This is a genomic window from Microbacterium sp. LWO14-1.2, assembly GCF_038397715.1.
In the GTDB taxonomy this organism is placed as follows: domain Bacteria; phylum Actinomycetota; class Actinomycetes; order Actinomycetales; family Microbacteriaceae; genus Microbacterium.
In genome coordinates this window covers 3,672,697-3,698,303 of record NZ_CP151633.1, presented here as the reverse complement: position 1 = coordinate 3,698,303, position 25,607 = coordinate 3,672,697, and the positions used below count along the sequence as shown (strand labels likewise).

15 protein-coding genes are annotated in these 25,607 nt (G+C 70.9%); 5 read left to right on the top strand and 10 right to left on the bottom strand.

What is annotated here, in order from left to right; all coding sequences use genetic code 11:
* Positions 1–3: 3 nt before the first annotated feature.
* The 5 genes from ruvC to pdxS all read right to left on the bottom strand — a co-directional run bounded on the left by ruvC (position 4) and on the right by pdxS (position 3,423).
* On the bottom strand, positions 4–585 hold the full coding sequence (ruvC, locus tag MRBLWO14_RS17865; protein WP_341934398.1) for a crossover junction endodeoxyribonuclease RuvC: 582 nt from the start codon (positions 583–585) through the stop codon (positions 4–6).
* 45 nt (positions 586–630) lie between these two features.
* Positions 631–1,392: a YebC/PmpR family DNA-binding transcriptional regulator gene (locus MRBLWO14_RS17860; protein ID WP_341934397.1), complete on the bottom strand. Its 762-nt coding sequence runs from the start codon at positions 1,390–1,392 to the stop codon at positions 631–633.
* 101 nt (positions 1,393–1,493) lie between these two features.
* Positions 1,494–1,676, bottom strand: a complete 183-nt coding sequence (locus tag MRBLWO14_RS17855; protein ID WP_341934396.1) for a hypothetical protein — start codon at positions 1,674–1,676, stop codon at positions 1,494–1,496.
* 270 nt (positions 1,677–1,946) lie between these two features.
* Positions 1,947–2,540, bottom strand: a complete 594-nt coding sequence (gene pdxT / locus MRBLWO14_RS17850; RefSeq protein WP_341934395.1) for a pyridoxal 5'-phosphate synthase glutaminase subunit PdxT — start codon at positions 2,538–2,540, stop codon at positions 1,947–1,949.
* A complete protein-coding gene (gene pdxS, locus MRBLWO14_RS17845) occupies positions 2,530–3,423 on the bottom strand; it encodes a pyridoxal 5'-phosphate synthase lyase subunit PdxS (RefSeq protein WP_341934394.1) in 894 nt (297 codons plus the stop codon). The genes pdxT and pdxS overlap by 11 nt, the downstream gene beginning before the upstream one ends.
* A gap of 77 nt (positions 3,424–3,500) precedes the next feature.
* On the opposite strand from pdxS, the gene MRBLWO14_RS17840 reads away from it, so the two are divergent.
* Positions 3,501–4,808 (top strand): aminotransferase class I/II-fold pyridoxal phosphate-dependent enzyme, encoded by a 1,308-nt coding sequence (locus MRBLWO14_RS17840; protein ID WP_341934393.1) that lies wholly within the window; start codon positions 3,501–3,503, stop codon positions 4,806–4,808.
* A 46-nt stretch (positions 4,809–4,854) separates the two neighbouring features.
* Entirely contained in the window at positions 4,855–5,706 is an 852-nt protein-coding gene (gene pdxY / locus MRBLWO14_RS17835; RefSeq protein ID WP_341934392.1) for a pyridoxal kinase PdxY, read from the top strand.
* A gap of 103 nt (positions 5,707–5,809) precedes the next feature.
* Here pdxY and MRBLWO14_RS17830 read toward each other — a convergent pair whose 3' ends face one another.
* Genes MRBLWO14_RS17830 through MRBLWO14_RS17820 form a run of 3 tightly spaced genes read right to left on the bottom strand, consistent with a single transcriptional unit; the run spans position 5,810 to position 8,797 of the window.
* Positions 5,810–6,394 (bottom strand): HIT domain-containing protein, encoded by a 585-nt coding sequence (locus tag MRBLWO14_RS17830; RefSeq protein WP_341934391.1) that lies wholly within the window; start codon positions 6,392–6,394, stop codon positions 5,810–5,812.
* Positions 6,391–8,391 (bottom strand): threonine--tRNA ligase, encoded by a 2,001-nt coding sequence (gene thrS / locus MRBLWO14_RS17825; protein WP_341934390.1) that lies wholly within the window; start codon positions 8,389–8,391, stop codon positions 6,391–6,393. Before thrS ends, MRBLWO14_RS17830 begins: the two co-directional genes overlap by 4 nt.
* Before the next feature lie 46 nt (positions 8,392–8,437).
* On the bottom strand, positions 8,438–8,797 hold the full coding sequence (locus MRBLWO14_RS17820; protein ID WP_341934389.1) for a YnfA family protein: 360 nt from the start codon (positions 8,795–8,797) through the stop codon (positions 8,438–8,440).
* A gap of 22 nt (positions 8,798–8,819) precedes the next feature.
* Between MRBLWO14_RS17820 and MRBLWO14_RS17815 the strand changes: the two genes are divergently transcribed.
* Together MRBLWO14_RS17815 and MRBLWO14_RS17810 are read left to right on the top strand one after the other, a co-directional pair.
* Positions 8,820–9,269, top strand: a complete 450-nt coding sequence (locus tag MRBLWO14_RS17815) for a hypothetical protein (RefSeq protein WP_341934388.1) — start codon at positions 8,820–8,822, stop codon at positions 9,267–9,269.
* A 12-nt stretch (positions 9,270–9,281) separates the two neighbouring features.
* Positions 9,282–10,628: a deoxyribodipyrimidine photo-lyase gene (locus MRBLWO14_RS17810; RefSeq protein WP_341934387.1), complete on the top strand. Its 1,347-nt coding sequence runs from the start codon at positions 9,282–9,284 to the stop codon at positions 10,626–10,628.
* A gap of 22 nt (positions 10,629–10,650) precedes the next feature.
* On the opposite strand, the gene MRBLWO14_RS17805 is transcribed toward MRBLWO14_RS17810, so the two are convergent.
* The gene (locus tag MRBLWO14_RS17805; RefSeq protein WP_341934386.1) at positions 10,651–11,133 is read right to left on the bottom strand and encodes a hypothetical protein; all 483 of its coding nucleotides are present in this window, start codon (positions 11,131–11,133) and stop codon (positions 10,651–10,653) included.
* Positions 11,134–11,158: 25 nt separating this feature from the next.
* Positions 11,159–24,784 (bottom strand): AraC family transcriptional regulator, encoded by a 13,626-nt coding sequence (locus MRBLWO14_RS17800; protein WP_341934385.1) that lies wholly within the window; start codon positions 24,782–24,784, stop codon positions 11,159–11,161.
* A 503-nt stretch (positions 24,785–25,287) separates the two neighbouring features.
* Between MRBLWO14_RS17800 and MRBLWO14_RS17795 the strand changes: the two genes are divergently transcribed.
* Positions 25,288–25,506 carry a hypothetical protein gene (locus tag MRBLWO14_RS17795; protein ID WP_341934384.1) on the top strand — a complete coding sequence of 73 codons (219 nt, stop codon included), beginning with the start codon at positions 25,288–25,290 and terminating at the stop codon, positions 25,504–25,506.
* Positions 25,507–25,607: the final 101 nt, after the last annotated feature.

Genomic DNA, 25,607 nt, shown 5'->3' with positions numbered 1-25,607 from the left:
AGCCTAGACGCGCGATCGTACGTATGTTCGAGCGACACGCTCGGCATCCGCCCACGTCCGCTGAGCGGGGGTGAGCGCGTCGGCGCCGGGCGCGGATGCCGAGCCGCGCCGCCAGGCGTGACACAGAGCGATGGCCAGCGCGTCGGCCGCATCCGCCGGCTGCGGAGGCTCGTCGAGGCGCAGGATACGGGCGATCATGGCCTGGACCTGCTTCTTGTCGGCGGAGCCGTAGCCGGTCACCGCCGCCTTCACCTCGCTCGGCGTGTGGGTCGCAGCCGGGAGACCCGCTTCGGCAGCGAGGAGCAGCGCGACACCGCTCGCCTGCGCCGTTCCCATGACGGTATGGGTGTTCTGCTGCGCGAAGACGCGCTCAACGGCCACCGCGTCTGGTCGATGCGCCGCGAGAACCTCGCGGATGCCGGCGGCGACGGCAGCCAGACGCTCGCCGATCGGCGCATCGGGGGACGAGCGGATCACACCGACGTGCACGAGCGTCCCGCGGCGGGCGCGGTCGACATCGACGACGCCGATGCCGCAGCGGGTCAGGCCGGGATCGATGCCGAGCACGCGCAGCGAGGAGGTCACTCCCCCAGGCTAAGCCGCTCGGCGTCCGACCCGGATCCGGCGCGCCTAGTCCTCGTCGTTCTCGAGTTCGGCCTGCACCTCGGGGGTGAGGTCGAAGTTCGTGAAGACGTTCTGCACGTCCTCGCTGTCCTCGAGGGCGTCGATGAGACGGAACACCTTGCGTGCGGTGTCGGCGTCGATCTCGACCTTGAGGTTGGGAACGAACTCCACGTCTGCCGACTCGTAGTCGATGCCGGCGTCCTGCAGAGCCGACCGCACGGTGACGAGGTCCGTGGCCTCGGTGACGATCTCGAAGCCCTCGGCGTGCGGCTCGATCTCCTCGGCGCCTGCCTCTAGAGCCGCCATCATGACGTCATCCTCGGTGGTGCCCTCGGAGTTCACGACGATGACTCCCTTGCGGCTGAAGTTGTAGGCGACGCTGCCCGGATCGGCCAGCGTGCCGCCGTTGCGGCTGAGCGCCGTGCGGACCTCGGCGGCCGCGCGGTTCTTGTTGTCGGTCAGACACTCGATCATGAGCGCCACTCCGTTGGGTCCGTACCCTTCGTACATGATCGAGGTGTACTCGACGGCCTCGCCGCCGATGCCCGCGCCGCGCTTGACCGCGCGGTCGATGTTGTCCTTCGGGACAGACGTCTTCTTGGCCTTCTGCACGGCGTCGAACAGCGTCGGGTTGCCGGCGAGGTCGGGACCGCCGAGCTTGGCGGCGACCTCGATGTTCTTGATGAGCTTCGCCCACGACTTGGCACGGCGCGCGTCGATGACGGCCTTCTTGTGCTTGGTCGTGGCCCACTTGGAATGCCCGGACATAACTCTCCGCTCGTCGTATCCGCCCGGGGACTCGCCCAGGGCGTCGACCAGTCTATCGAACGGGGCCGCGGCCCGTTCCGCGCCTTGTCAGCGCGCGAGCGTCAGTCGCGCGGATCACGTCCCGCGAGCATCACCGGGATCGCTCCGACCTGCAGCATCACACGGGGGCGGTCCCCCAGCGCGACGCGCACATGCTCCGCGATGAAGCCCTGCTCCTGCTCTCCCGGTTCGCCCTGCGCGCTCACGCCGACCGCGGCGTTCGCCTGCTGGACGAGCGTCATCATCATCGGAGCGTACTGGCGCAGCCGATCGGCCTCGCTCTCGTCCCCGACCGCTTCGGCCGTCTGCCGCTCGCCCTTCGTCTGCGCATCGGCAGCGTAGACGTGGGCCGCGCCGAGCGCGGCCTGATCACGGGGCGACGCCGCGGGATCGTGGACGTCGGTCGAACACGTAGAGCCGCTGCAGGTTCATGTGCATGGTGTTGAGTGCGATCATCTGCCATTCGCGCGCCGAGGACGTCATCCGACGAGCCTAACGACCCGTGGACGCCGGCCTCAGCGCGTGCGGACGGTGTCGAGGAAGCGCTCGTGGAACCGCGTCTCGCCCGTGATCTCCGGGTGGAAGCTGAGACCGAGCAGCGCGCCCTGTTCGACGGCGACGACGCGGCCGTCGTCGAGAGCCGCGAGCACGGATGCCGCAGGGCCGACGCTCTCCACCACGGGGCCGCGGATGAACGCTGCCCGCACCGGGTCGCCCCCGAGCGCCGCCACCGTGAGCCGCGCCTCGAAGGACTCGACCTGGCGTCCGAACGCGTTGCGGCGCACCGTCACGTCGAGGCCGCCGAAGGACTCCTGGCCCTCGATCGCGTCCACGAGCCGGTCCGCGAGCAGGATGAGCCCGGCGCACGTGCCCAGGACCGGCATGCCGTCGCGGATCGCGTCGCGGATCGGCGCCTGCATCTCGAAGAGGCGCGACAGTTTGTCGATCACGGTGGACTCGCCACCAGGGATCACCAGGCCGTCGACCTGCGCCAACTCGCCGGGGCGGCGTACAAGCGTGACCTCGGCGCCGAGCTCCGCGAGCAGGGCGGCGTGCTCGCGCACGTCGCCCTGCAGGGCCAGGACCCCGACCCGCGGGTTACCAGCCACGCTCGGCGAGACGGTGCGGCGCGGGGAGGTCCGAGACGTTGATGCCGACCATGGCCTCCCCCAGACCGCGCGACACCTCGGCGATGACCTTCGCGTCGTCGTAGAAGGTGGTCGCCTTGACGATGGCCTTGGCGCGCTCGGCGGGGTTGCCCGACTTGAAGATGCCCGAGCCCACGAACACGCCGTCGGCGCCGAGCTGCATCATCATGGCTGCATCAGCGGGCGTCGCGACGCCACCGGCGACGAACAGGACGACGGGGAGCGTGCCGGTCTCGGCGATCTCGGCCACGAGCTCGTAGGGCGCCTGGAGCTCCTTCGCGGCGACGAAGAGCTCGTCCTTCGGCAGCGCCGTCAGCGCCGCGATCTCTCCGCGGATCTTCCGGATGTGCTTCATCGCCTCGGAGACGTCGCCGGTGCCGGCTTCGCCCTTCGAGCGGATCATCGCCGCGCCCTCGTTGATGCGGCGCAGAGCCTCGCCCAGGTTGGTCGCACCGCACACGAACGGCACCGTGAACCCGAACTTGTCGATGTGGTTCACGTAGTCGGCCGGCGAGAGCACCTCGGACTCGTCGATGTAGTCGACACCGAGCTCCTGCAGCACCTGCGCCTCGACGAAGTGGCCGATGCGCGCCTTCGCCATCACCGGGATCGAGACGGCGTCGATGATGCTGTCGATCATGTCGGGGTCGCTCATGCGCGAGACGCCGCCCTGGGCACGGATGTCGGCGGGCACACGCTCGAGCGCCATGACGGCGACGGCTCCGGCATCCTCTGCGATCTTCGCCTGCTCGTCAGTGACGACGTCCATGATGACGCCGCCCTTGAGCATCTCGGCGAGGCCGCGCTTGACGCGCGAGGATCCGGTGGTGGTCTGTTCGGCCATGACTGACTCCTGTCAATGTTTGATCTAGGCCAAACGATAGCACTGTCCCGGACGACCTAGAATCGACCTGAGGACACATGAGCGACCAGATCATCGGAGCGACGGCGGCCGACATCGCCGACAGCGTGCGCGACCTGCGCGACCGCGGCGTGCTCGGTGCGGGCAGCCCTCTCCCCCCGGTGCGCGAACTCGCCGCCATGCTCGGAGTGAACCGCAACACCGCCGTCGCCGCCTATCGTCAGCTCGCCCAGGCGGGCCTCGTGGTCTCGCGCGGACGCGCCGGCACCGTGATCGCCGGTCACGAGTCCGTCGCCCAGGAGGGCTTCGCCGCCGACACCGTGCTGCGCGACGTCGGCACCGGGAACCCCGATCCGCGCCTCATCCCCGACCCGTCGGCGGCGCTCGCGACCGTCGCCGGTCGCCCCGTCCTCTACGGCGAGCCCGTGATCGACCGAGGCCTGGAGTCGTGGGCGCGGGAGTGGATCGCAGGAGACCTCGGCGACACCGGATTCCGCATCACCGTCACGAGCGGTGCGGTCGACGCCGTGGAGAGGCTCCTGGCGCAGGCGCTCATGCGCGACGACGCGGTGGCCCTGGAGGACCCGTGCTTCCTCGCCAGCATCCACACCGTCCGCCTCGGCGGCTACCGCGCCGTCCCCGTCCCCGTCGACGACGAGGGCATGACGGTCGAGGGCCTCCGCGCCGCGCTCGACGCCGGAGTGCGTGCCGTCATCTGCACCCCGCGGGCGCAGAACCCGACGGGCACGAGCCTCACCGCCCGACGCGCCGCCGACCTGCGCGCCGCGCTCGCCGACCACCCCTACGTGCTGCTCATCGAGGACGATCACTTCTCGATGCTGTCGCAACGGGAGTACGAGACCCTGATCGGGCCGGAGCATCGACGCTTCGCGCTCGTGCGGTCGGTGTCGAAGTTCCTCGGCCCCGACATGTGCCTGGCCATCGCCGCGACGGATCCGACCACCGCCGAGCGCCTCGCCATGCGGCTCAGCCCCGGCACGACGTGGGTCAGCCACCTGCTGCAGCGGCTCACGCTGGCGCAGCTGACGAACCCCGATGCCGTCGCCCGCATCACCACGGCTCGGGAGCACTACGCCGCCCGCAACGAGTCGTTCGCCGCCCGCCTCCGCGACGCGGGACTCGACTCCCCGTCGACGGACGGCCTGAGCCTCTGGGTGCGGCTCCCGAAACCCGCCCGCGCGGTCGCCGAGCGTCTGATGCGCCGCGGCTGGCTCGCCCGAACGGGCGACGAGTTCGCGCTCGACGACCGCGCCGAGCCCTCGCAGCATCTGCGACTCACCGTGCACGACCTGTCCGACGAGGACGCAGAGACGCTCGTCGCCGATCTCGTCGCGGCGACCCGATGACCGACCCCCGCGGGAACCGACCCGCCCCTCACGAAAGGATCGAGGAATGAAGGTCCTCTCCATCCAGTCCGCCGTCGCCTACGGACACGTCGGCAACTCCGCGGCCGTGTTCCCCCTGCAGCGCATCGGCGTCGAGGTGCTGCCCGTCTACACCGTGAACTTCTCCAACCACACCGGGTACGGTGCCTGGCGCGGCCCGCTCATCTCCCCCGACGACGTGCGCGAGGTCATCACCGGCATCGAGGAGCGCGGCGTGTTCGGCGAGATCGACGCCGTGCTCAGCGGGTATCAGGGCGGTGAGGGCATCGGCGACGTGATCATCGACGCCGTCTCGCGCGTGAAGGCCGCCAATCCGGCTGCCGTCTACGCCTGCGACCCCGTGATGGGCAACGCCAAGTCCGGATGCTTCGTCGCCCCGGCGATCCCCGTCCTGCTGCGCGAGAAGGTCGTGCCCGTCGCCGACATCATCACGCCCAACCAGTTCGAACTGGGATTCCTCACCGAGACAGAGCCCGACACCCTGGAGTCCACGCTCGCCTCCGTCGACCTCGCGATGGCGATGGGGCCGAGCACGGTTCTCGTGACGAGCGTCGAGCGTCCCGACCGCGAGGAAGGCACCATCGAGATGCTCGTGGCCGACGCGCAGGGCGCGTGGCTCGTGCAGACACCTCGACTGCCGATGAAGGCCAACGGCTCCGGCGACGTGACGGCTGCCCTGTTCACCGCGCACTACGGCGAGACCGGCGACGCGAAGCTCGCGCTCGAGCGCACAGCGTCGAGCGTGTTCGATCTGCTGAGCCTCACCCTCGAGTCCGGCGAGCGGGAGCTGCAGCTGATCGAGGCGCAGGAGTTCTACGCGAACCCGCGCATGCAGTTCACCGCACGACAGGTGCGCTGAGGCGCAGCGCGCGTTTCGTCTCGCTTCGCTCGCTCAACGACCCGGGGAGGCGGCTCGCTCGACGACCCGGGAAGGGGCCCGCTCGAGGACCCGGGGGGCGCGCTCAACGACCCGGGGAGGGGGCCCGCTCAACGTCCCGATCAGGGGTGGGCCAGGCGGCGGAGACCGCCTCGCGCACTTCGCCGAGCAGCTGCGGCAGTGCCTTCGTCTTCGCGATGATCGGGAAGAAGTTCGCATCGGAGGTCCACCGCGGCACCACGTGCTGGTGGAGGTGCGCGTCGACCCCCGCTCCGGCGACGGCGCCCTGGTTCATCCCGAGGTTGAACCCGTCGCACCGCGACACCTCGCGCAGGACGCGCATGGCGATCTGCGTCAGCTCGCCGATCTCCGCGACCTCCTCGGCGGTGGCCTGATCGTACGTCGCGATGTGACGGTACGGGCAGACCAGCAGGTGCCCCGAGTTGTACGGGAAGAGGTTCAGCAGCACGTAGGCGGTCTCGCCGCGCGCGACGATCAGTCGCTCGGCATCCGGATACTTCGGCGCTTCGCAGAACGGGCACTCCTCGCGCAGGGGCTCCGGACCCGCCTGGATGTACGCCATCCGGTGCGGGGTCCACAGCCGCTGGAACTCGTCGGGGACGCCGGCCAGCAGACCGGCGTCCTCGACGGAGGAGCGCTCGTCGGTCACGCCAGGTCTCCGGCCTTCAGCACGAGGGCGTGGGTCTCGATCGCGGAACGGATGCGGCGGACGGCGTCCGCCACGGGCACGCCGTTCTCCTGGGTGCCGTCGCGGAAGCGGAACGACACGGTGCCGGCGGCGCGGTCCTGCTCGCCGACGATCAGGATGACCGGCACCTTGGCTGTGGTGTGATTGCGGATCTTCTTCTGCATGCGGTCGTCGGAGTGGTCGACGTCCGCGCGCACGCCGGCCGCGCGGAGCTGCCCGATCACATCGTCGAGGTACTCGCCGTACTGCTCCGCGACCGGGACGCCGATCACCTGGCTCGGCGCCAGCCACAGCGGGAAGTCGCCCGCGTAGTGCTCGAGGAGGATCGCGAAGAAGCGCTCGACCGAACCGAGCAGCGCCCGGTGGATCATCACCGGACGGTGCTTCTGCCCATCGGATCCGGTGTACTCGAGCTCGAAGCGGTCCGGCTGGTTGAAGTCGAGCTGGATCGTGGACATCTGCCAGGTGCGGCCGATGGCGTCGCGGGCCTGCACCGAGATCTTCGGGCCGTAGAACGCCGCTCCACCGGGGTCGGCGACGAGCTCGAGCCCGGACTCGATGGCGACCTCGCGCAGCGTGTCGATAGCCGTCGACCACTGCTCCGGCTCACCGAGGAACTTCGGGTTGCCCTCCTCGTTGGTCGAGAGCTCGAGGTAGAAGTCGTTGAGCCCGTAGTCGCGCAGCAGATCCAGCACGAGGTTCAGGTTGGTGGTGAGCTCTTCCTTGACCTGATCCTGGGCGACGTAGATGTGCGCGTCGTCCTGCGTCAGACCGCGGACCCGGGTGAGGCCCGAGAGCGTGCCGCTCTTCTCGTAGCGGTAGACGGTGCCGAACTCGGCGAGCCGCAGCGGCAGCTCGCGGTAGGAGCGCCCGCGCGAACGGAAGATCAGGTTGTGGAACGGGCAGTTCATGGGCTTCAGGTAGTAGTCCTGGCCCTGGCGGGTGACGTTGCCCTCGTCGTCGACGGCCTCGTCGAGGTGCATCGGCGGGAACATGCCGTCGGCGTAGGTCTGCAGGTGTCCCGACGTCATGAAGAGGTCCTTCTTCGTGATGTGCGGGCTGTTCACGAGGTCGTAGCCGTTGCGCAGCAGGTGCTTGCGCAGGTTCTCCTCGATCTCGTAGCGGATGATCCCGCCCTTGGGGTGGAAGACCGCGAGCCCCGAGCCGATCTCGTCGGGGAACGAGAACAGATCCATCTCGCTGCCGAGCTTGCGGTGATCACGACGCTCCGCCTCGGCGAGGCGCTCCTTGTAGGCACGCAGCTCGTCCTTCGACGGCCAGGCCGTGCCGTAGATGCGCTGCAGCTGCGGGTTCTTCTCGCTGCCTCGCCAGTACGCGGCGGCGATGCGCGTCAGATCCCACCCGTTGCCGATCATGCGCGTGTTGGGCAGGTGGGGTCCGCGGCAGAGGTCCTTCCAGACCACCTCCCCATCGCGAGTGGTGTTGTCGTAGATGGTGAGCTCGCCCTCGCCGACCTCGACGGAGGCGCCCTCGGCAGCCTCCTTGCCGCCCTTGAGTCCGATGAGCTCGAGCTTGAACGGCTCGTCGGCGAGCTCGGCGCGCGCCTCCTCGTCGGTGACGACGCGGCGCACGAAGCGCTGGCCCTCACGGACGATGCGCTGCATCTCCTTCGTGATGGCCTTCAGGTCGTCGGGTGTGAACGGCTCGTCCACGCCGAAGTCGTAGTAGAAGCCGTCGGCGACAGGAGGACCGATGCCCAGGTTTGCCTGGGGGTTGATGCGCTGCACGGCCTGCGCGAGGACGTGCGCGGTGGAGTGGCGCAGGATGTCGAGCCCCTCGGGGCTGTCGATCGTGACCGGCTCGACCTCGTCGGCGTCGGTCACGGTGGCGGCGAGGTCCTTGAGCACCCCGTCGACGCGCATGGCGACGACGGAACGGTCGGAGAACAGGGCGAAGCCGTCTTTCGGCTGGGCATCTTCAGGCACGGAACACTCCATCTGGGTCTCGATCTAGGCTACTCGCATGCCCGGTGCCCGCCGACCGCTACAGCGCCCCCTGCGCGTCGGCCGAGGAGGCGGCCGGGGCGAGGATGATGATCGCGGCGCCGACGAGGGCGACCGCTGATCCGATCCAGTCCCACAGGGTCGGCTTGAAGCCGTCGACGATGATCCCCCACGCCAGGGAGCCGGCGATGAACACGCCGCCGTACGACGCGAGGACGCGTCCGAAGTTCGCGTCGGGTTGCAGGGCGGCGAGGAAGCCGTACGCCCCGAGCGCCATGACGCCGAGCACGGCGAACATCCACCCGCGGTCTTCTTTGACCGACTGCCAGATGAGCCATGCGCCGCCGATCTCCGCAGCGGCGGCGAGCACGAAGAGAATGCTGATGCGGAGCAGGGTCATACCGCCACGGTAGCGTGGGCGCATGCTCAAAGACGTCGCACGCTGGTCGCTCGCCCTCCTGCTCGCGGCGGCCGGGGTGATGCACTTCGTCAGCACCCGCGGGTTCCGGATCGTCGTGCCGGACTGGGCGACGCGGCTCACGCGACTCGACAAGGACGCGATCGTCGTGGCGTCCGGCACGGTCGAGGTCGGCCTCGGCGCGGCGCTCGTCGCGCTGCCTCACGAGCGCCGCCGCGTCGGTGTGGCGGCCGCCGCCTTCTTCGTCGCCGTCTTCCCCGGCAACGTGCATCAGTGGCGGACGGGCCGTTCGGCTCCCGGTCTCGACACCGACCGTCGTCGTCTCGGTCGCCTCATCCTGCAGCCGGTCCTCGTGGCGTGGGCGCTGTGGTCGACGAGCGAGCCGAAGCATACAGCGCGCACAGGGCGGCGTCGAGGTCAGGGCCGACACCGCTCATCCGTGCGTGGACGGTAAGACAATAGGGCCATGTCCTCCCCCTCGCTCGTCTGGCTCCGCGACGATCTGCGCGTCGCCGACAACCCGGCATTGCGTGCCGCGATCGATCGAGACGAGCCACTCGTCGTCCTGTATGTGCTCGACGAGGAGTCCGACGGCATCCGCCCCCTGGGCGGGGCGGCACGCTGGTGGCTGCATCACTCGCTGGCCTCTCTCCGCGACCACATCGCCGACCTCGGCGCACAGCTGATCCTCCGCCGCGGGCCGGCGCGCGACGTGGTCCGCGGAGTCGTCGACGACATCGGGGCCTCCGCGGTCTTCTGGAACCGCCGGTACGGCGGCCCCGAACGGGAGCTCGACGCCCACCTGAAGTCGTCGCTGCGGGAGGACGGCATCGAGGTCGCGTCCTTCGCCGGCTCCCTGCTCCATGAGCCGTGGACCGTCAAGACCGGCAGCGGGACCCACTTCTCGGTCTTCACGCCGTTCTGGCGGGCGGCGCGCGCGCTCCCCGCGCCGCGGGCTCCGCTTCCCGCTCCCCGGAGTCTCGACGGGGTCAGTCGACCACCGGCATCCGACGACCTGGACGACTGGCAGCTGCTGCCGACGAGTCCCGACTGGGCGGGGGGTCTCCGCGACACCTGGGAGCCGGGCGAGCAGGCCGCTCGTGCTCGGCTGCGCACCTTCCTCCGCGAGGATCTGGGCTCCTACGACCGCGCCCGTGACGAGCCGTCCGCCGGCGCGACCTCTCAGCTCTCGCCCCGGCTGCGGTGGGGCGAGCTGAGTCCCTTCACGGTGTGGCACGAGGCGGTCGAGACCGAGGGCGCCGCGGGTTTCCTCTCCGAGCTCGGCTGGCGCGAGTTCGCCTGGCACACCCTGTTCCACTTCCCCGACCTCGCGACGAAGAACCTCCGCAGCGAGTTCGACGCCTTCCCCTGGCCCCGCCTGCGGCCGTCGCACCTGCGGGCGTGGGAGCGGGGCGAGACCGGCATCCCGCTCGTGGACGCCGGGATGCGCGAGCTGTGGCGCACCGGCTACATGCACAACCGCGTGCGCATGGTGACGGCATCCTTCCTCATCAAGAACCTGATGATCGACTGGCGCAGAGGCGAGGAGTGGTTCTGGGACACGCTCGTCGACGCCGACGGCGCGAACAACCCGTTCAATTGGCAGTGGGTCGCAGGATCCGGCGCGGACGCCGCCCCGTATTTCCGGATCTTCAACCCGGAGCTGCAGGCGAAGAAGTTCGACCAGCAGGGCCTGTACGTCTCCGAGTGGGCCTCCGATGCGCCGAGCGATCCGATCGTCGACCTCGGCGAGACGCGGAAGGCGGCACTCGCCGCCTACGACGAGCTGAGGCGCTCGTCGCGCTCCTCGTGACGAGCGCGACGAGCGCGACGGGTCAGGACGCGTAGCGCTCGACGCGCAGGACGCAGTCGAGCGTCTCGTCCTGCACGGCGACCGTCGTCTCCCAGTCCGCGCTCGCGCCGGCATCGATGGGCTCGACGTCGACCTGCGTGAGCGAGCGCGTGTCGCCGCCCTCGGTGAGGAGCGAGACGTAGATCCGGTACGACGCCGCCGCGGCGCTGGAGTTCGTCACGGTGCCCGCGACCTCCCAGTGGTCTCCGGCGAGCTCGCAGGTCTTGACCTCTGCATCCGCGAGGGCCCCTTCGAGCCCTTCACCGGAGCCCGGGGTGTCGACGATGTCGGTGACTCCGGCCTGTGCCTCCTCCGATGCCGTCGGCGTGGGAGTGGGCTCCGGGGCGGTGTCCGTGCACCCGGCGAGCACGAGACCGAGGGTCAGGGCGATCCCCGCTGCGAGCACCCCCGTGGCTGCCGTGCGACGGCCGGTGGTGATCTGCGGAGAGGTGCGGTGGTTCTGCATCGTGTCGCCTTTCAGTGCGGTGTCGCTAGGAGGAGAGGTTCTGGGTCCGGGAGTCGCGCCGCCGGCGGCCGATGAGGAGCAGCACGAGGCCGCCCAGGAGGATCACGGCGGCCCCGCCGACCAGCGGTGCCGGGTCACCGCCGCCGGTGAAGGGCAGCAGACCGATCGGCGACGGCTCGGGGAGCCGCACGGAGTCGGCGGCGACATCGGTCACCGGCACCCCGGAATCCGCCTCCACACTCGACACCACGGCTCGCGACGTTACCACGGTGCCCTCCATGGCCGGGGTGATGACGACCGTCGCGACGGCGGTGACGCTCTGCCCCGGCAGCAGCACACCGGGCTCGCCCGGCCACGAGTACGTCAGGGCCGAGAGTCCCGGATAGGGATCGCGGATCGTGACGCCCGTGAGGATCGTCGTCCCGGTGTTGGTCGCGGTGTAGCGGAAGACGAGCGTGTCGCCCGCGAAGCCCTGCTGACCGTCCTGCACCGAGATGCTCATGCCGAGAGTGATGCGCGGCTCGTTCGGCACATCGACCCGCACACTGTCGGTCGCGTCGACCTGCCCGCCGCCCGGGGGCGTTCCCACGACGGATGCCGTGTTGTCGATGTGTCCGCGGGTCACGTCGGCGAGGGTGATGACGTAGTCGGCCGAGAACGTCGCGGATTCCCCGGATCCGAGCACGCCGGGCACGCCGGGCCACGTGACCGTGGGGGCGCCGAGGCCGGCGAGGTCGTCGGTGACCGCGATGTCGCCGAGTGAGACGTTCCCCGTGTTCGTGACGGTGACGAGGTAGCGCACGGTCCCGCCCTGCTGGGCGGCGCCGAGGAGTTCGGCCGTCTTCTCGAGCGAGAGCGCCGGAGCTGCCGCGATCACGTTCTCGCCGGCGTCGTCGTCGCTGACGATCGTCCCACCGCCGTCGCCTGTCGCGGTCGCCGTGGAGCCGATGCGTCCGGCATCGACGTCCGCCTGAGTGAGGACGTACGTCGCGCTGGCGGTCGCGGTCGCTCCGGGGGCCAGCACGCCGTCGGCTCCCGGCCACGTGATCCGGAGTCCGGTGAGTCCTGCCTGCCCGTCGGTGAGCGTGATTCCGCGCAGGGTCACGTTCCCGGTGTTCACGATCGTGAACGAGTAGTCGACCCGGTCTCCCGGACGACCGGTCGCTCCGGCAGCGAGCAGCTGCGTCTTCTCGAGGTCGATCGACGGGGCGGCACCGACCGTCGGCACCACGGACTCGGGCGACTCCACGGTGACGGCGTCGCCGCCGGGCGTGAGCGCAGTGCCCGTCGCGGTGTTCCGCACGGAGCCCGCGTCGATGTCGCTCTGCTGCACCGTGTAGGTCGCGGTGGCGGTCACCGACTGACCGGGGCCGAGGCGTCCCTCGGCCGACGGCCAGGTGCCGTAGACGATGTCGGACAGCCCCTCGAGCGGGTCGCTCAGCGCCACGGACGAGAGCGTGAGCGTTCCGGTGTTGCGGATCACGAAGTCGTACCTGACCTCGGACCCGAGAGCGCCGTCACCCAGGCGCGTGCCCGCCTTCTCGACCTCGAGCGCGCCCGTGCCGCCCGCGAGCGGGATGATCGTCACCGGCGAGCGGTGCGTGACCGTGTCGCCGGCCGGAGTCGTACCGGCGCCTGTCGCGACGTTGCGCACGGTTCCGGCATCCACGTCGGGCTGAGTGACGAGGTGCGCTGCCGTGATCGTGACGATCTGCCCCGGCAGCAGTCGACCGGGGTTCGCCGCCGACGGCCACGTGTAGGTGAGTCCGGTGAGAGCGTCGACCGTGTTGCTGAGCGTCACACCGGTGAGAGTCGTGTTGCCGGTGTTCTCGATCGTGAAGGTGTATTCGATCGTGTCGCCGCGCACCCCGGTGTCGCCCGCCGCGAGCTGAGCGGTCTGCGTCGTGCGGATCGCCTGCTCGGGAGCTGTCGGATCGTCCGTGCGGATGGTGAAGGGCTCCGAGCTGTCGGAGACGACGACTCCGCGGGGTGACGTGCCGAAGGAGGTCGCCACGTTGCTGATCGACCCGGCGTCGACGTCGGCCTGCGTCACGGTGTACCGCGCGATGCCGTTCGCCGTGCCGCCGGGCGGCAGGATGCCGGTGGCCGACGGGAACTCGATCTGCGGCGTGCTGAGGCCCTGCAGATCGTCCTGCAAACGAATGAGTCGGAGCGTGACGTTGCCCGTGTTGGTGATGTCGAACGTGTACTCGATGACGCTTCCGACGCCGCCGGAGCCCGTCACATAAGCGCCGCCCTTCACCGTGCGGATGGACGGCGCCTGCGCGGCGGTCGGCAGCGGTTCGGTCGTCGAGCGCGCGGTCAGCACCGCGCCGGCCGGGGTCGTCGCGCGGACGGATGCGGTGTTCTGCACCGTGCCCCGGTCGACATCCTCCTGCGTGATCGCGTACGGCGCGGTGCCTGTCGCGACCTGTCCGGGGGCGAGCACGCCCGCGGTGCCCGGCCAGTCGACGGTGACGGCTCCCACACCCGCGAGCTCATCCGTGATCGCGATGCCGGAGAGCGTCACCGTGCCGGTGTTCTCGATGCGGAAGGCGAAGGTGACGCCGTCCCCGGCTCCGTTGGCGCCGGGTGCCGCGAGAGCGGCGGTCTTCGTGAAGACGAGTCCGGGCGCAGGGGCGAGCGACACCGTCGCGGGCGCGGTGGCCGTCGCGGGAGCCCCGCCGTTGGGAGGCGTGCCGGTTCCCGTCACGATGCTCGACACGCTGCCCGCGTCCACATCCGCCTGCGTCAGCGTATAGGTCGCCGTGGCCCTGACCGACTGCCCGGGCACCAGGACACCCTCCGTGCCCTGCCAGACGTAGGCCGGTGCCCCGGCGCCGGCGAGGGCGTCGGCGAGGGCGACGTCGCTGAGCGTGACGTTGCCGTCGTTCGTCAGCACATACGTCCACGTGACCACATCACCCGCACGGCCCGTCGCCCCGGGAGCCAGAGCACCCGAGTTCTGCACGGACACGGCCGGTGCGGTGGTCTGGGTGGGGACGATGCTCTCCGGCGAGGACACCGTGATCGGCTCACTGCGCGCAGGCGTACCCGACGCGGTCGCCGTGTTCACCACACGCCCCGCATCCACATCCGCCTGCGTGATCACATACGACCCCACAGCCGTCGCCGTCTCCCCCGGAGCGATCACACCAGGAGCACCCGCCACCGGCCACACCACATCCGACAACACCACCCCCGGCACCGCATCCGACAACACCACACCCGACACCGTCACATTGCCCGAGTTCGTCACCCCGAACTCATACGACACCACATCACCCACCGCGCCCGACCCCGACGCCACACCCGACTTCGACACCACCAACCCCGGAGCCGGAAGAACCGTATTCACCCGCACCGTGTTCGTATCCGCCGCCACACGACCCCCACCAGGAGTCCGCGCCGCCACCGACGCCGTGTTCTCCACGAACCCACGATCCACATCCGCCTGCGTCAAGTCATACTTCCCCCGACCCGTCGCCTGCTCCCCCACACCCACACGACCAGGCCGCGACGCATCCGGCCACACGATCGACACGTCATACAGACCCACCATCGGATCCACCAACACACCATCCGTGACCGTCACATTCCCCGTATTCGTCACCACCACCTCGTACTCCACCGTGTCACCCACCACACCGATACCACCCACACCCAACACACCCGACTTCACCGCAGACAACGCGGGAGTGCGCGGGATGACGACGGTCACGCCGTCGAGGGCGTCGACCGTGGTGCCGTCCGGTGCGGTGGCGGAGGCGTCGACCGCGTTCGACACCGCTCCGGCGTCGATGTCGGTCTGCGTGAGCACGTAGGTGGCCGTGCCGCGTGCCTCGGAGCCGACGGGCAGCACGCCTTCGGCACCCGGGGCGTCGCTCGGCCAGGTGATCTCGATCGCACTCATCCCGGGGAGGGCGTCGGACAGCGCGACGTCGCGGAGCGTCTGATTCCCGGTGTTGACGATGCGGAAACCGAACTGCACCAGTTCGCCGACCTGACCGGTCGATCCGGCGGTGAGCGCTCCGGCCTTCTCCACGGCGATAGCGGGGTCGCGATCGACCGTCGGCGTGCGGACGGCATCCGACAGGGCGACGACCGCCGCTCCGGCCGGTGACGTTCCGGCGGCGGTCGCCTGGTTGACGACCTCGCCCGCATCGACGTCGGCCTGCACGATGGCGTAGCTGGCGGTCGCCGTCGCGACCTCACCCGGGGCGAGGACTCCCGGGGCGTCGGGCCAGCGCAGCGTCGGGACGGAGAGGCCGGGCAGCGGGTCGCTGAGCGTGATGCCCGAGACGGTGACGTTGCCGGTGTTCTCGATCGTGAATGCGTAGTCGACGATGTCCCCGACGGATCCGTCACCGCGCAGCGTGGCCGTCTTGCCCGTCAGCAGGGCCGGGGCAGCGCTCGCGACGGTGGTCTCCGTCGCCGGCGTGCTCGCCGTGATGGTGTCGCCGACCGGAGGCTTGCCGCTGGCCGTGGCGATGTTCGTCACCGACCCTCGGTCCACGTCGGCCTGGGTGATCGTGTAATCGGCTGTCGCGTCGACGGTCTCGCCGGGCAGCAGCACCCCCGGCTCCCCCGGCCAGTCGAAGGTCGGAGAGCTGACGCCCGCGAGTGCGTCGACGAGGTCGACGAGTGTGAGCGTGACGTTTCCGGTGTTGGTGATGCCGAACGAGTAGTCGATCCGGTCGCCGACCCCGCCCGCGCCGTCGACCGTTCCGGCCTTCGTCGCAGCCAGGCCGGGGCGGGCGGCGATCTGGACGGATGCCGTGGCGGAGCCCGCGACGTCAGCACCGCGAGGAGGGCGACCCGTGCCGTCGACCGCGCTCGCCACCGTTCCCCGGTCGACGTCGGCCTGGGTCAGCTCGTATGCCGAGGTGGCCGTCACCGTCTGGCCGGGGAGCAGCACACCGGGGCGGGCCGGGTCGGGCCAGACGTACTGCGGAGCCGTCGATCCCGCGAGGCGATCCGTGAGCGAGACTCCGGTGAGCGTCACGTTGCCGGTGTTCTGCAGCGAGTAGGTCCAGGTGACGATGTCGCCGGCCACTCCCTCCGCCGCGGGGTCGAGATCGGCGTCCTTCGTCACGACGATCGATGCCCGGATGCCCTGGGTGTCGACGGTCTCGATGCCTGCGGGACTCGTGACGGGTCCGCCGCGGGAGCTGCCGCTCGCCGTCGCCGCGTTCGCGATGGAACCCGCATCGACGTCGGTCTGCGTGATCGTGTAGTCGGCCGCGGCCGTGGCCGACTGACCCGGAGCGAGCACGCCGGGCGTGCCCGGCCAGTCGATCTCCGGCGTGCTGAGGCCGGGCATCGGGTCGACGAGCGTGATGGCGCTCACCGTGACGTTGCCCGAGTTCGTGATGCGGAACGTGTAGTCGACGGTTCCGCCGACGCCCCCGTCGCCGTCGATCACTCCGTCCTTCACGACGGTCAGCGCAGCCGCGGGCTGCACGGTGTTGATCACGACGGGGTTGGAGTCGGCGACGACGATCGTGCCCTGCTCGGTCACAGCTTCGACGCCCGCGACGTTGCGGACGAATCCGCGGTCGATGTCGGCCTGTGTGAGGGTGTACCTCGCCGTGCCGACGACCGTGTCTCCCACGAGGAGCTCGCCCTCGGCACCCGGCCAGTCGATCTCGGGCAGCGAGAGTCCGGCGAGCCGGTCGATCAGCCGCCCCTCCTGAACGGTCACGTTCCCGGTGTTCGTCACGACGAGCCGGTACTCGATCACGTCTCCCACGGCTCCGATGCCGGGCTCGAGCAGGCGTCCGCTCTTGACCGTGGTGAGTTCGGCGTCCTCCGCGATCGGGACGGTGGCTGAGGCCGTGCGCTGGAGGGCCGATTCGTCGGGTGCCGTCGCGGTCAGCACGGCGGTGTTGTCGACGCGTCCACGATCGACGTCGGCCTGAGTCAGCTCGTACTCGGCGGTCGCGCTGGCCGATGCCCCGGGCGCGAGCACCCCGGCCTCGGCCGGCCACACGACCTCGATCGGCGAGAGCCCGACGAGCGGATCCGCGAGCCCCGCATCGCGCAGCGTCACGTTGCCGGTGTTGACGACCTGGAACGTGTAGCGGACGGTGTCGCCGGCACGACCTGTCGCGCCGGGCTCCAGGACGCCGGACTTGGTCAGGGTCGCGTTCGGTGCGGCTGCCACGGTCGGCACGACCACGCGGTCGGAGTCGTCCGATACGACGGAACCCGAGGGGTCGGTGCCGGAACCGGTGGCGATGTTCGCGACCCCGCCGCGGTCGACGTCGGCCTGCGTGATGACGTAGCGCGCCGTCCCGATGAGCGTCTCGCCCGGAGCGAGCACGCCCTCGGCGCCCGGCCAGACCACCGCGATGTCGGAGAGGTCCTCCAGCTCGTCGACGATGCCCACGTCGTCGAGGGTCACGTTGCCGGCGTTGCGGACGGTGACGGTGTATTCGATCACGTCGCCGACCGCTCCCGTTCCGCCGGTCGCGAGTGCCGCCGACTTGGTCGTCTCCACGGCGGGTGCCGCGTCGTCCAGTGCGGTGACGACCTCGGCCGAGGTCGCGGTCACGGCGTCCCCACCGGGGGCGGTCGCGCTCGCCGTCGCCGTGTTCGCGACCGAACCGGCATCGACATCGGCCTGCCTGACGACGTAGGTCGCTGTCGCCGTGGCGACCTCGCCGGGTGCGAGCACGCGGTCGACGGTCGGCCAGGTGATGACGGGGGTGCTGAGACCGGGGAGCGAGTCGGCGAGCACGACGCCCGAGAGCGTCACGTTCCCGCGGTTCTCGATCGTGAAGGAGTAGTCGATCGTGTCGCCGGCAGCCCCACCGGACGGGAGGTCGTCCTTCGTGACGACGAGCGCGGGTGCGGCGGTGAGCGGAACCGTGGCTGGCGCGGATGCCGTGACGGGGGCGCCGCCGTTGGGAGGCGTGCCGGTTCCCGTGACGAGGCTCGTCACACCGCCGGCGTCGACGTCGGCCTGCGTCAGCGTGTACGTGGCCGTGGCCCTGACCGACTCGCGCGGACCGAGGACTCCGACCGGGGTCGTCCAGACGTAGGCCGGTGCCCCGGCGCCGGCGAGGGCGTCGGCGAGGGCGACGCCGCTGAGCGTGACGTTGCCGTCGTTGGTCAGCACGTACGTCCAGGTCACGACGTCACCGGCTCGCCCGGTCGCGCCGTCGGCGAGGCGTCCGCCGTTGACGACCGAGAGGCGAGGTGCGGTGGTCTGGGTGGGGACGATGCTCTCCGGCGAGGACACCGTGATCGGCTCACTGCGCGCGGGCGTACCCGACGCGGTCGCCGTGTTCACCACACGCCCCGCATCCACATCCGCCTGCGTGATCACATACGACCCCACAGCCGTCGCCGTCTCCCCCGGAGCGATCACACCAGGAGCACCCGCCACCGGCCACACCACATCCGACAACACCACCCCCGGCACCGCATCCGACAACACCACACCCGACACCGTTACATTGCCCGAGTTCGTCACCCCGAACTCATACGACACCACATCACCCACCGCGCCCGACCCCGACGCCACACCCGACTTCGACACCACCAACCCCGGAGCCGGAAGAACCGTATTCACCCGCACCGTGTTCGTATCCGCCGCCACACGACCCCCACCAGGAGTCCGCGCCGCCACCGACGCCGTATTCTCCACGAACCCACGATCCACATCCGCCTGCGTCAAGTCATACTTCCCCCGACCCGTCGCCTGCTCCCCCACACCCACACGACCAGGCCGCGACGCATCCGGCCACACGATCGACACGTCATACAGACCCACCATCGGATCCACCAACACACCATCCGTGACCGTCACATTCCCCGTATTCGTCACCACCACCTCGTACTCCACCGTGTCACCCACCACACCGATACCACCCACACCCAACACACCCGACTTCACCGCAGACAACGCGGCTCCGGGGGTGATCGGGACGGTGGCCGTCGCGGTGGCCGGGGCGAGAGTGCCGCGGACAGGGGTTCCGGTGACGGTGACGGCGTTCGAGACGGCCCCGGCATCGACGTCGGACTGCAGGAGCGTGTAGGTGGCGGTGGCTGTCGCCTCCGCGCCGGGCGCGAGGACGCCGGGCCGAGCGGGGTCGGGCCACGAGACGGTCAGCGGGCTGAGACCCGAGAGCGCGTCGTCGAATGCGACCTCGCTCACGGTGACGTCGCCGGTGTTGACGACCGAGAAGCGGAACTCCACGGTGTCGCCCGCTCGGCCGGTCGCGCCGGGGGCCAGCGAGCCGCGCTTCGTCGCCGTGAGCGTCGGCGTCGCATCGGCGAGCGGCGTCGTCGCTGTGGCGTCGGCGGAGGCCACAGCGACGGCTCCGGGAGCGGTCCCGAACGCGCGGGCGACGTTGACGACCTCGCCCGCGTCGACATCCCCCTGCGTCACCGTGTACCGCGCCGACGCCGTGACCTCATCGCCCGGGGCGAGCACGCCGGTCTCGCCGCTCGGCCACGCGCCGAAGACGATGCCCGACAGCCCCTCGAGCTGATCGGTGAGGCCGGCGCCGGTGATCGTCGTGTTCCCGGTGTTGCGCATCGTGAACGTGTACGCGATCGAGTCTCCCAGCGCGCCCGTGCCCGAGAGCGCGTCGTCCTTGGTCAGCGAGAGCGCGGGTGCACGATCCTCGGTGGCGAGAGCGACGGAGTCGGATGCCGTGACCGGCGTACCGGAGGGGCTGAGGCCGGAGACCGTGGCGGTGTTGGTGACTCCGCCGGCGTCGACGTCCGCCTGCGTGACCGTGTAGGTCGCTGTGGCGGCGACCGTCTCCGAGGGTCGGAGCACTCCGGTCGCCCCCGGCCAGGCGCCGACGGTGATCTGCGAGAGACCGGGCAGCGGGTCGCTGAGGGCGATCGCGTCGATGGTGGTCGTGCCGCCGTTCGTGACCGTGAACGTGTAGGTGACGACGTCTCCCACCGCGAGGTCGGAGTCGCGCGATGCGGTCTTGTCGAGAGTGAGGCCCGCGGTCGACGAGATCGGCACGGTGGCGGGCGCCGTCGCGGTCGCCACGGCCCCGGAGGGCGCGGTACCGCGGCCCGTCACGACGCTGACGATGGACCCCGCGTCGACGTCGGCCTGGGTGAGCACGGTGGTGGCGGTGGCCGTCACCGATGCGCCAGGCGCAAGCACTCCCACCGGCCCTGTCCACTGGTACGCGGGCGCGCTCGTCCCCGCGAGCGCATCGCTCAGGGCGGCGCCCGTCAGCGTGACGTTGCCCGTGTTCTGCAGCGTGTACGTCCAGGTGACGGTCGACCCCGCCGCGGAGCCGGGTGGCAGCGATCCGCTGTTCGTGACCGCGACCGCGGGTGCGGCGGCCACGACCGGCACGACGCTCTGCGGCGATGCGGTGGTGACCGGACCGCCCGGCGCGGTGCCGGCGGCGGTCGCCGTGTTGAGCACTCGTCCGTCGTCGATGTGCTGCTGGGTGATCGCGAGAGTCGCGGTGGCCGTCGCGCTCTCGCCGGGGTTCAGCACTCCGGCGGTGCCCGGCCAGGTGACGGCGATCGTCGACAGACCTGCCAGAGGATCCGTGATCGCGACTCCGGTCACGGTGACGTTGCCCGTGTTGCTGACCGTGAACGCGTAGGTGATCACGTCGCCGAGTCCCGCCTCGCCCGGAAGAGTGCTCCCCGCCTTCGTGAGGCGCAGCTCGGCGCGTTGTGCGCCGGTGGCGACGTCGACGGAATCGGTGGCGGAGACCTCGTCGCCCGAGGGCGGCGCGCCGGAGGCGGTCACGGTGTTCGACACCGAGCCGGCGTTCACGTCGGCCTGCGTGATCTCGTACGTCGCGACGGCGGTCGCCTGAGCGCCCGGCGCCAGGACGCCGGGCGTCGCGGCATCCGGCCAGGTGATCGTCGGCACCAGGCCGGGGATGCTCTCGGCGAGCTCGACGTCGGTGAGCGTGACGTTGCCGGTGTTGACGACGACGAAGTCGAACCGGATGTCGTCGCCGGCCTCGCCGTCTGCGACACCGTCTCCCAGCACCGTGCCCGTCTTCTCGACGGAGATCGACGGTGCTGCGCTGAGCGGGATCGTGACGTCGTCGGACTCCTCGACGGCGGCGCCGCCGGGAGCCGAGGCGGTGCCGGTGACCACGTTGGCCACGCTCCCGGCGTCCACGTCCGCCTGCGTCAGCGTGTAGATGGCCGTCGCGGTGACGACCTGATTGGGCGCGAGGGTACCCGCTTCACCCGGCCACGAGAAGACGAGAGGGGACACGGCGGGCTCGAGGTCGGTCAGAGCGACCCCGGTGAGAGTGACGTTGCCGGAGTTGCGCAGCGAGAACGAGTAGGCCACGGTGTCGCCTGCCCGCGGGGTGGCTCCGCCTCGCAGCGTTCCGGTCTTGACGACCTCGATGTCGGGGGTTTGCGCGGCGGTCGGCGTCACGACGGCGTCGGACGGATCGCTCACGGCTGGTCCGGTCGGCGGCGTGCCGGTCGAGGTGGCCGTGTTCGTCACGGATCCCGTGTCGAGGTCGGCCTGCGTGATGCGGTGGGTGGTCGTGGCCGTCACGGACTCGCCGGGCTGCAGCGTTCCGCTGGCGCCCGGCCACGGTCCGTAGGCGAGCGGGCTCAGCCCGGGAGCGGGGTCGGAGATCGCAACCCCGGTCAGGGTGACGTTCCCGGAGTTCGTCGCGCGGATCGTGTACGTGATGAGATCGCCGAGTTGCCCGGCGCCGCTCACGGCGGCGGTCTTCGTCGTGAGGATGCCGGGTGCGGACGCCGTGGTCGGAAGCACCACCGTCTGCGAGGTCGCCGACACGGCCGCCCCCGTCGGCGGGCGCCCCGTGACGGTCGCGGTGTCCGAGATCGATCCGGCGTTCACGTCGCTCTGGCGCACCTGGTAGGTCGCCGTGGCCGTGACCGTCTGGTTCGGTGCGAGCGTGCCCGGCGTACCCGACGCCCAGGCGCCGTACGAGATCGTCGAGAGTCCGCTGTGCGGATCCGCGACGGCGACGCCCGTGAGGGTCACGTTCCCCGCGTTGCGCACGGTGTAGGTGTAGGTGATCGTGTCGCCCACGGCCCCCGAGCCGGAGGTGTAGGCGCCGGCCTTCTGCAGGGTGAGAGCGGGAGCCGAGGTGAGCGGCACGGTGCCCGATCCGGTCGCGGCGGTCGCCGATCCTCTGCTCGGCGTCCCCGTCGCGGTGGCCGCGTTCGACACCGCCCCAGCGTCGACGTCGGTCTGACGCACCGTCGAGGTCGCGGTCGCCGTGACCACGTCGCCGGGAGCGAGCACCCCGGACGTGCCGGACGGCCATGCGCCGTAGGTCAGGTCGCTGATGCCCGGGAGCGAGTCGGTCGCGCTCACGCCGGACAGCGTGACGTTGCCGACGTTGCGGATCGACACCGTCCAGGTGATCGTCTCGCCGGCCACCCCTGTCGCGCCGGCGGGCAGCGCGCCCGACTTGACGACCTGGAGGCGCGGGTCACCCGCCGCGGTCGGCGTCGTCACGGTCGCGGATGCCGCCGACACCGCGACGCCGCTCGGCGACTGGGCGCTTCCGGTCGCGACGTTGACGACGGATCCGGCGTCGACGTCGGCCTGGGTGATCGTGTGGCTCGCGCGGGCGACCACCTGTGCCCCGGGGGCGAGGGTGCCGGCATCGCCGGGCCACGTGTAGGTGAAGGGAGTGAGGCCGATGAGCGGATCCGTGACCACCACGCTGCGCAGCGTGACGTTGCCCGAGTTCGTGACGCGGACCGTGTAGTCGATGACATCGCCCACGGCGCCGGTGCCGGACACGGTCGCCGACTTGGTCGTGGTGAGCGCGGGGCCCGCTGCCACGGTGGCGATCGTGACGGTCGGCGAGTCCGCGCCGACGGCCGGGCCACTCGGCGGAGCACCGGTGACACGAGCGGTGTTGCGCACGGTGCCCGCGTCCACATCGGCCTGGGTCACGACGTAGGTCGCTGTCCCCACGACCTGCTCTCCCGGTGCGAGGGTCCCCGCGGTACCCGGCCAGCTCAGAGCGATCGGGCCGAGTCCCGCGTGCGGGTCGGTGACGGCCACGCCCGTGAGCGTGACGTTGCCGGCGTTCCGGGCGGTGAACGTGTACGTGATGATGCTGCCGACGGCTCCGGCGCCCTGCGTGTAGACGCCGGTCTTGCCGAGTGTGAGGAGCGGCCCCGCGGTGACGGGCAGCGTCGCGGCGGCTGTCGCCTGCACGGGCGCTCCGGTCGGCGGCGTGGCGGTCGCCGTCGCCGTGTTCGCGACGGAGCCGGCGTCGACGTCCGACTGCGTGAGAGCCCTGGTCGCGCTCGCGGTGACGCTCTGACCGGGCTGCAGGGTGCCGACTGCTCCAGGCCACCCGGTGTACGCGATGGTCGACAGACCGGGCAAGGGGTCGGCCACGCCGACACCGGTCAGCGTGACGTTCCCCGCGTTCCGCACGGTGAAGCTGTACGTGACGACATCGCCCGCGCGTCCGGTGGCCCCCGGCGCGAGGCTGGCGGTCTTGTCGAGCGTCAGGCGCGGTGCCGCCGTCGCGGTCGGGGTCACGAGCTCGTTCGAGGAGCCGTCGACGGCGACTCCGCCCGGGGCCGTCCCCGTCGCGGCGGCGCGGTTGCGCACCGATCCCGCGTTCACGTCGCTCTGGGTGATGACGTAGGTGGCTCGAGCGGTGGCTGCCTGGCCGGGAGCGAGCACACCGGTCGCACCGGGCCAGGTGATCGCGAGCGCCGACAGACCCGGCAGCGGGTCGTTCACCGTCACGCCCGTGAGCGTCTGGTTTCCGGTGTTCTCGGCCCGGATCGTGTAGGTCACGACGTCGCCGACGCGGTTGCCTCCGGCGGTCGTGGCGCTCTTGCTGACGGTCAGCCCCGGCGCGGCGGCGGTCGTCGACACCACGGCTTCCGTCGAGGTCGCGCTGACGACGGCGCCCGTTGGCGGGCGACCGCTCACGGTCGCGGTGTTGCGCACCGACCCCGCGTCGACGTCGGTCTGGCGGATCGTGTAGGTCGCGGTCCCCGTGGCGGTCTGCCCGGGTGCGAGGGTGCTCGCAGCCCCCGGCCACGTGATGACGGGAGTGCTGAGACCGGCGAGGGAATCGGTGAGGGTGATGCCGCTGAGCGTGACGTTGCCCGAGTTGCGGATCGTGAACGAGAAGGTCGCGGTGCTGCCGACGCCGCCGTCGCCCGCCGTGATCGAGCCTGTCTTGAGCACGGAGATCGACGGCACTGCGGCGATCCGCACGGTCGAGGGGGCGGTTCCGCTGACAGCCGCTCCCCGCGGCGGCACGCCCGAGGCCGTGGCGGTGTTCGCGACCGCGCCCGCGTCGACGTCGGTCTGCTTGACCGTGTAGGTCGCCGTGCCCGAGACGCTCTGCCCCGGCTGCAGCGTTCCGGCTGCTCCGGTCCATCCCGTCAGCGTGATCGGTGCCGCACCGATCAACGGATCGACGAGCGAGACCCCGGTCAGCGTGACGTTTCCCGCATTGCGCACGGTGAAGGCGTAGCTGACCGTGTCGCCCGCGGCTCCCGTACCGCTCAGCGTTCCGACCTTCGTCACCGCGATGGCGGGGGCGATCGCGGCCGTCGGCGTCGTCACGGTGCCCGAGCCGGCGCTCACGGTCGTGCCGCCGCCCGCGCCGCTCGCGGTGGCCGTGTTCGTGATCGCGCCGGCGTTCACGTCGGTCTGGGTCACGGTGTAGGGCGCCGTGGCGACGACCGTCTGACCCGGTGCGAGGGTGCCGGCGGTGCCCGGCCACTGGTACTGCAGCGAGCCGAGTCCGGCGAGGGGGTCGGCGATCGTGACGCCGGTGAGCGTGACGTTCCCGGTGTTCGTCGCACGGAACGTGTAGGTGACGACGCTGCCGACGCCGCCTCCGCCCCCCCGCGGCGGTCTTCGTCACCGCGATCCCGGGTGCCGCGGCGACCGTCGCGACCGAGATCTCGCCGGAGGATGCCGTGATCGCGGGACCCGTCGGCGGCGTTCCGGCGACCGTCGCCGTGTTGCGGGCCGCCCCGGCGTCGACGTCGGACTGACGGACCGCGTACGTCGCGGTCGCGGTGACGGTCTGGTTCGGCTGCAGAGTGCCCGCGGCGCCCGGCCACGTGTACGAGATGCTCGAGAGCCCGGGGTGCGGATCGGTGATCGCGACACCCGTGAGAGTGACGTTGCCCGTGTTGCGGGCCGTGAACGTGTAGGTGATCGTGCTGCCGACCGAGCCGTTGCCCGCCGTCACGGCCCCTGATTTGGAGATCACGATGCCGGGGGCCGAGGCGAGCGAGACGGTCGCCGGTGCCGTGCTCGTGACCGCGGTGCCGCTCGGCGGCGTGCCGGAGCCGGTCGCCGTGTTGCTCACGGCGCCCGAGTTCACGTCCGTCTGCGAGATCGTCGACGTGGCCGTCGCGGTGACCGTCTGACCCGGCTGGAGCACGCCAGCGGTGCCGCTCGGCCAGGTGCCGTAGGAGGGCGCGGAGATCCCCGGAAGGGAGTCGGCGACCGAGACGCCCGTCAGGGTGAC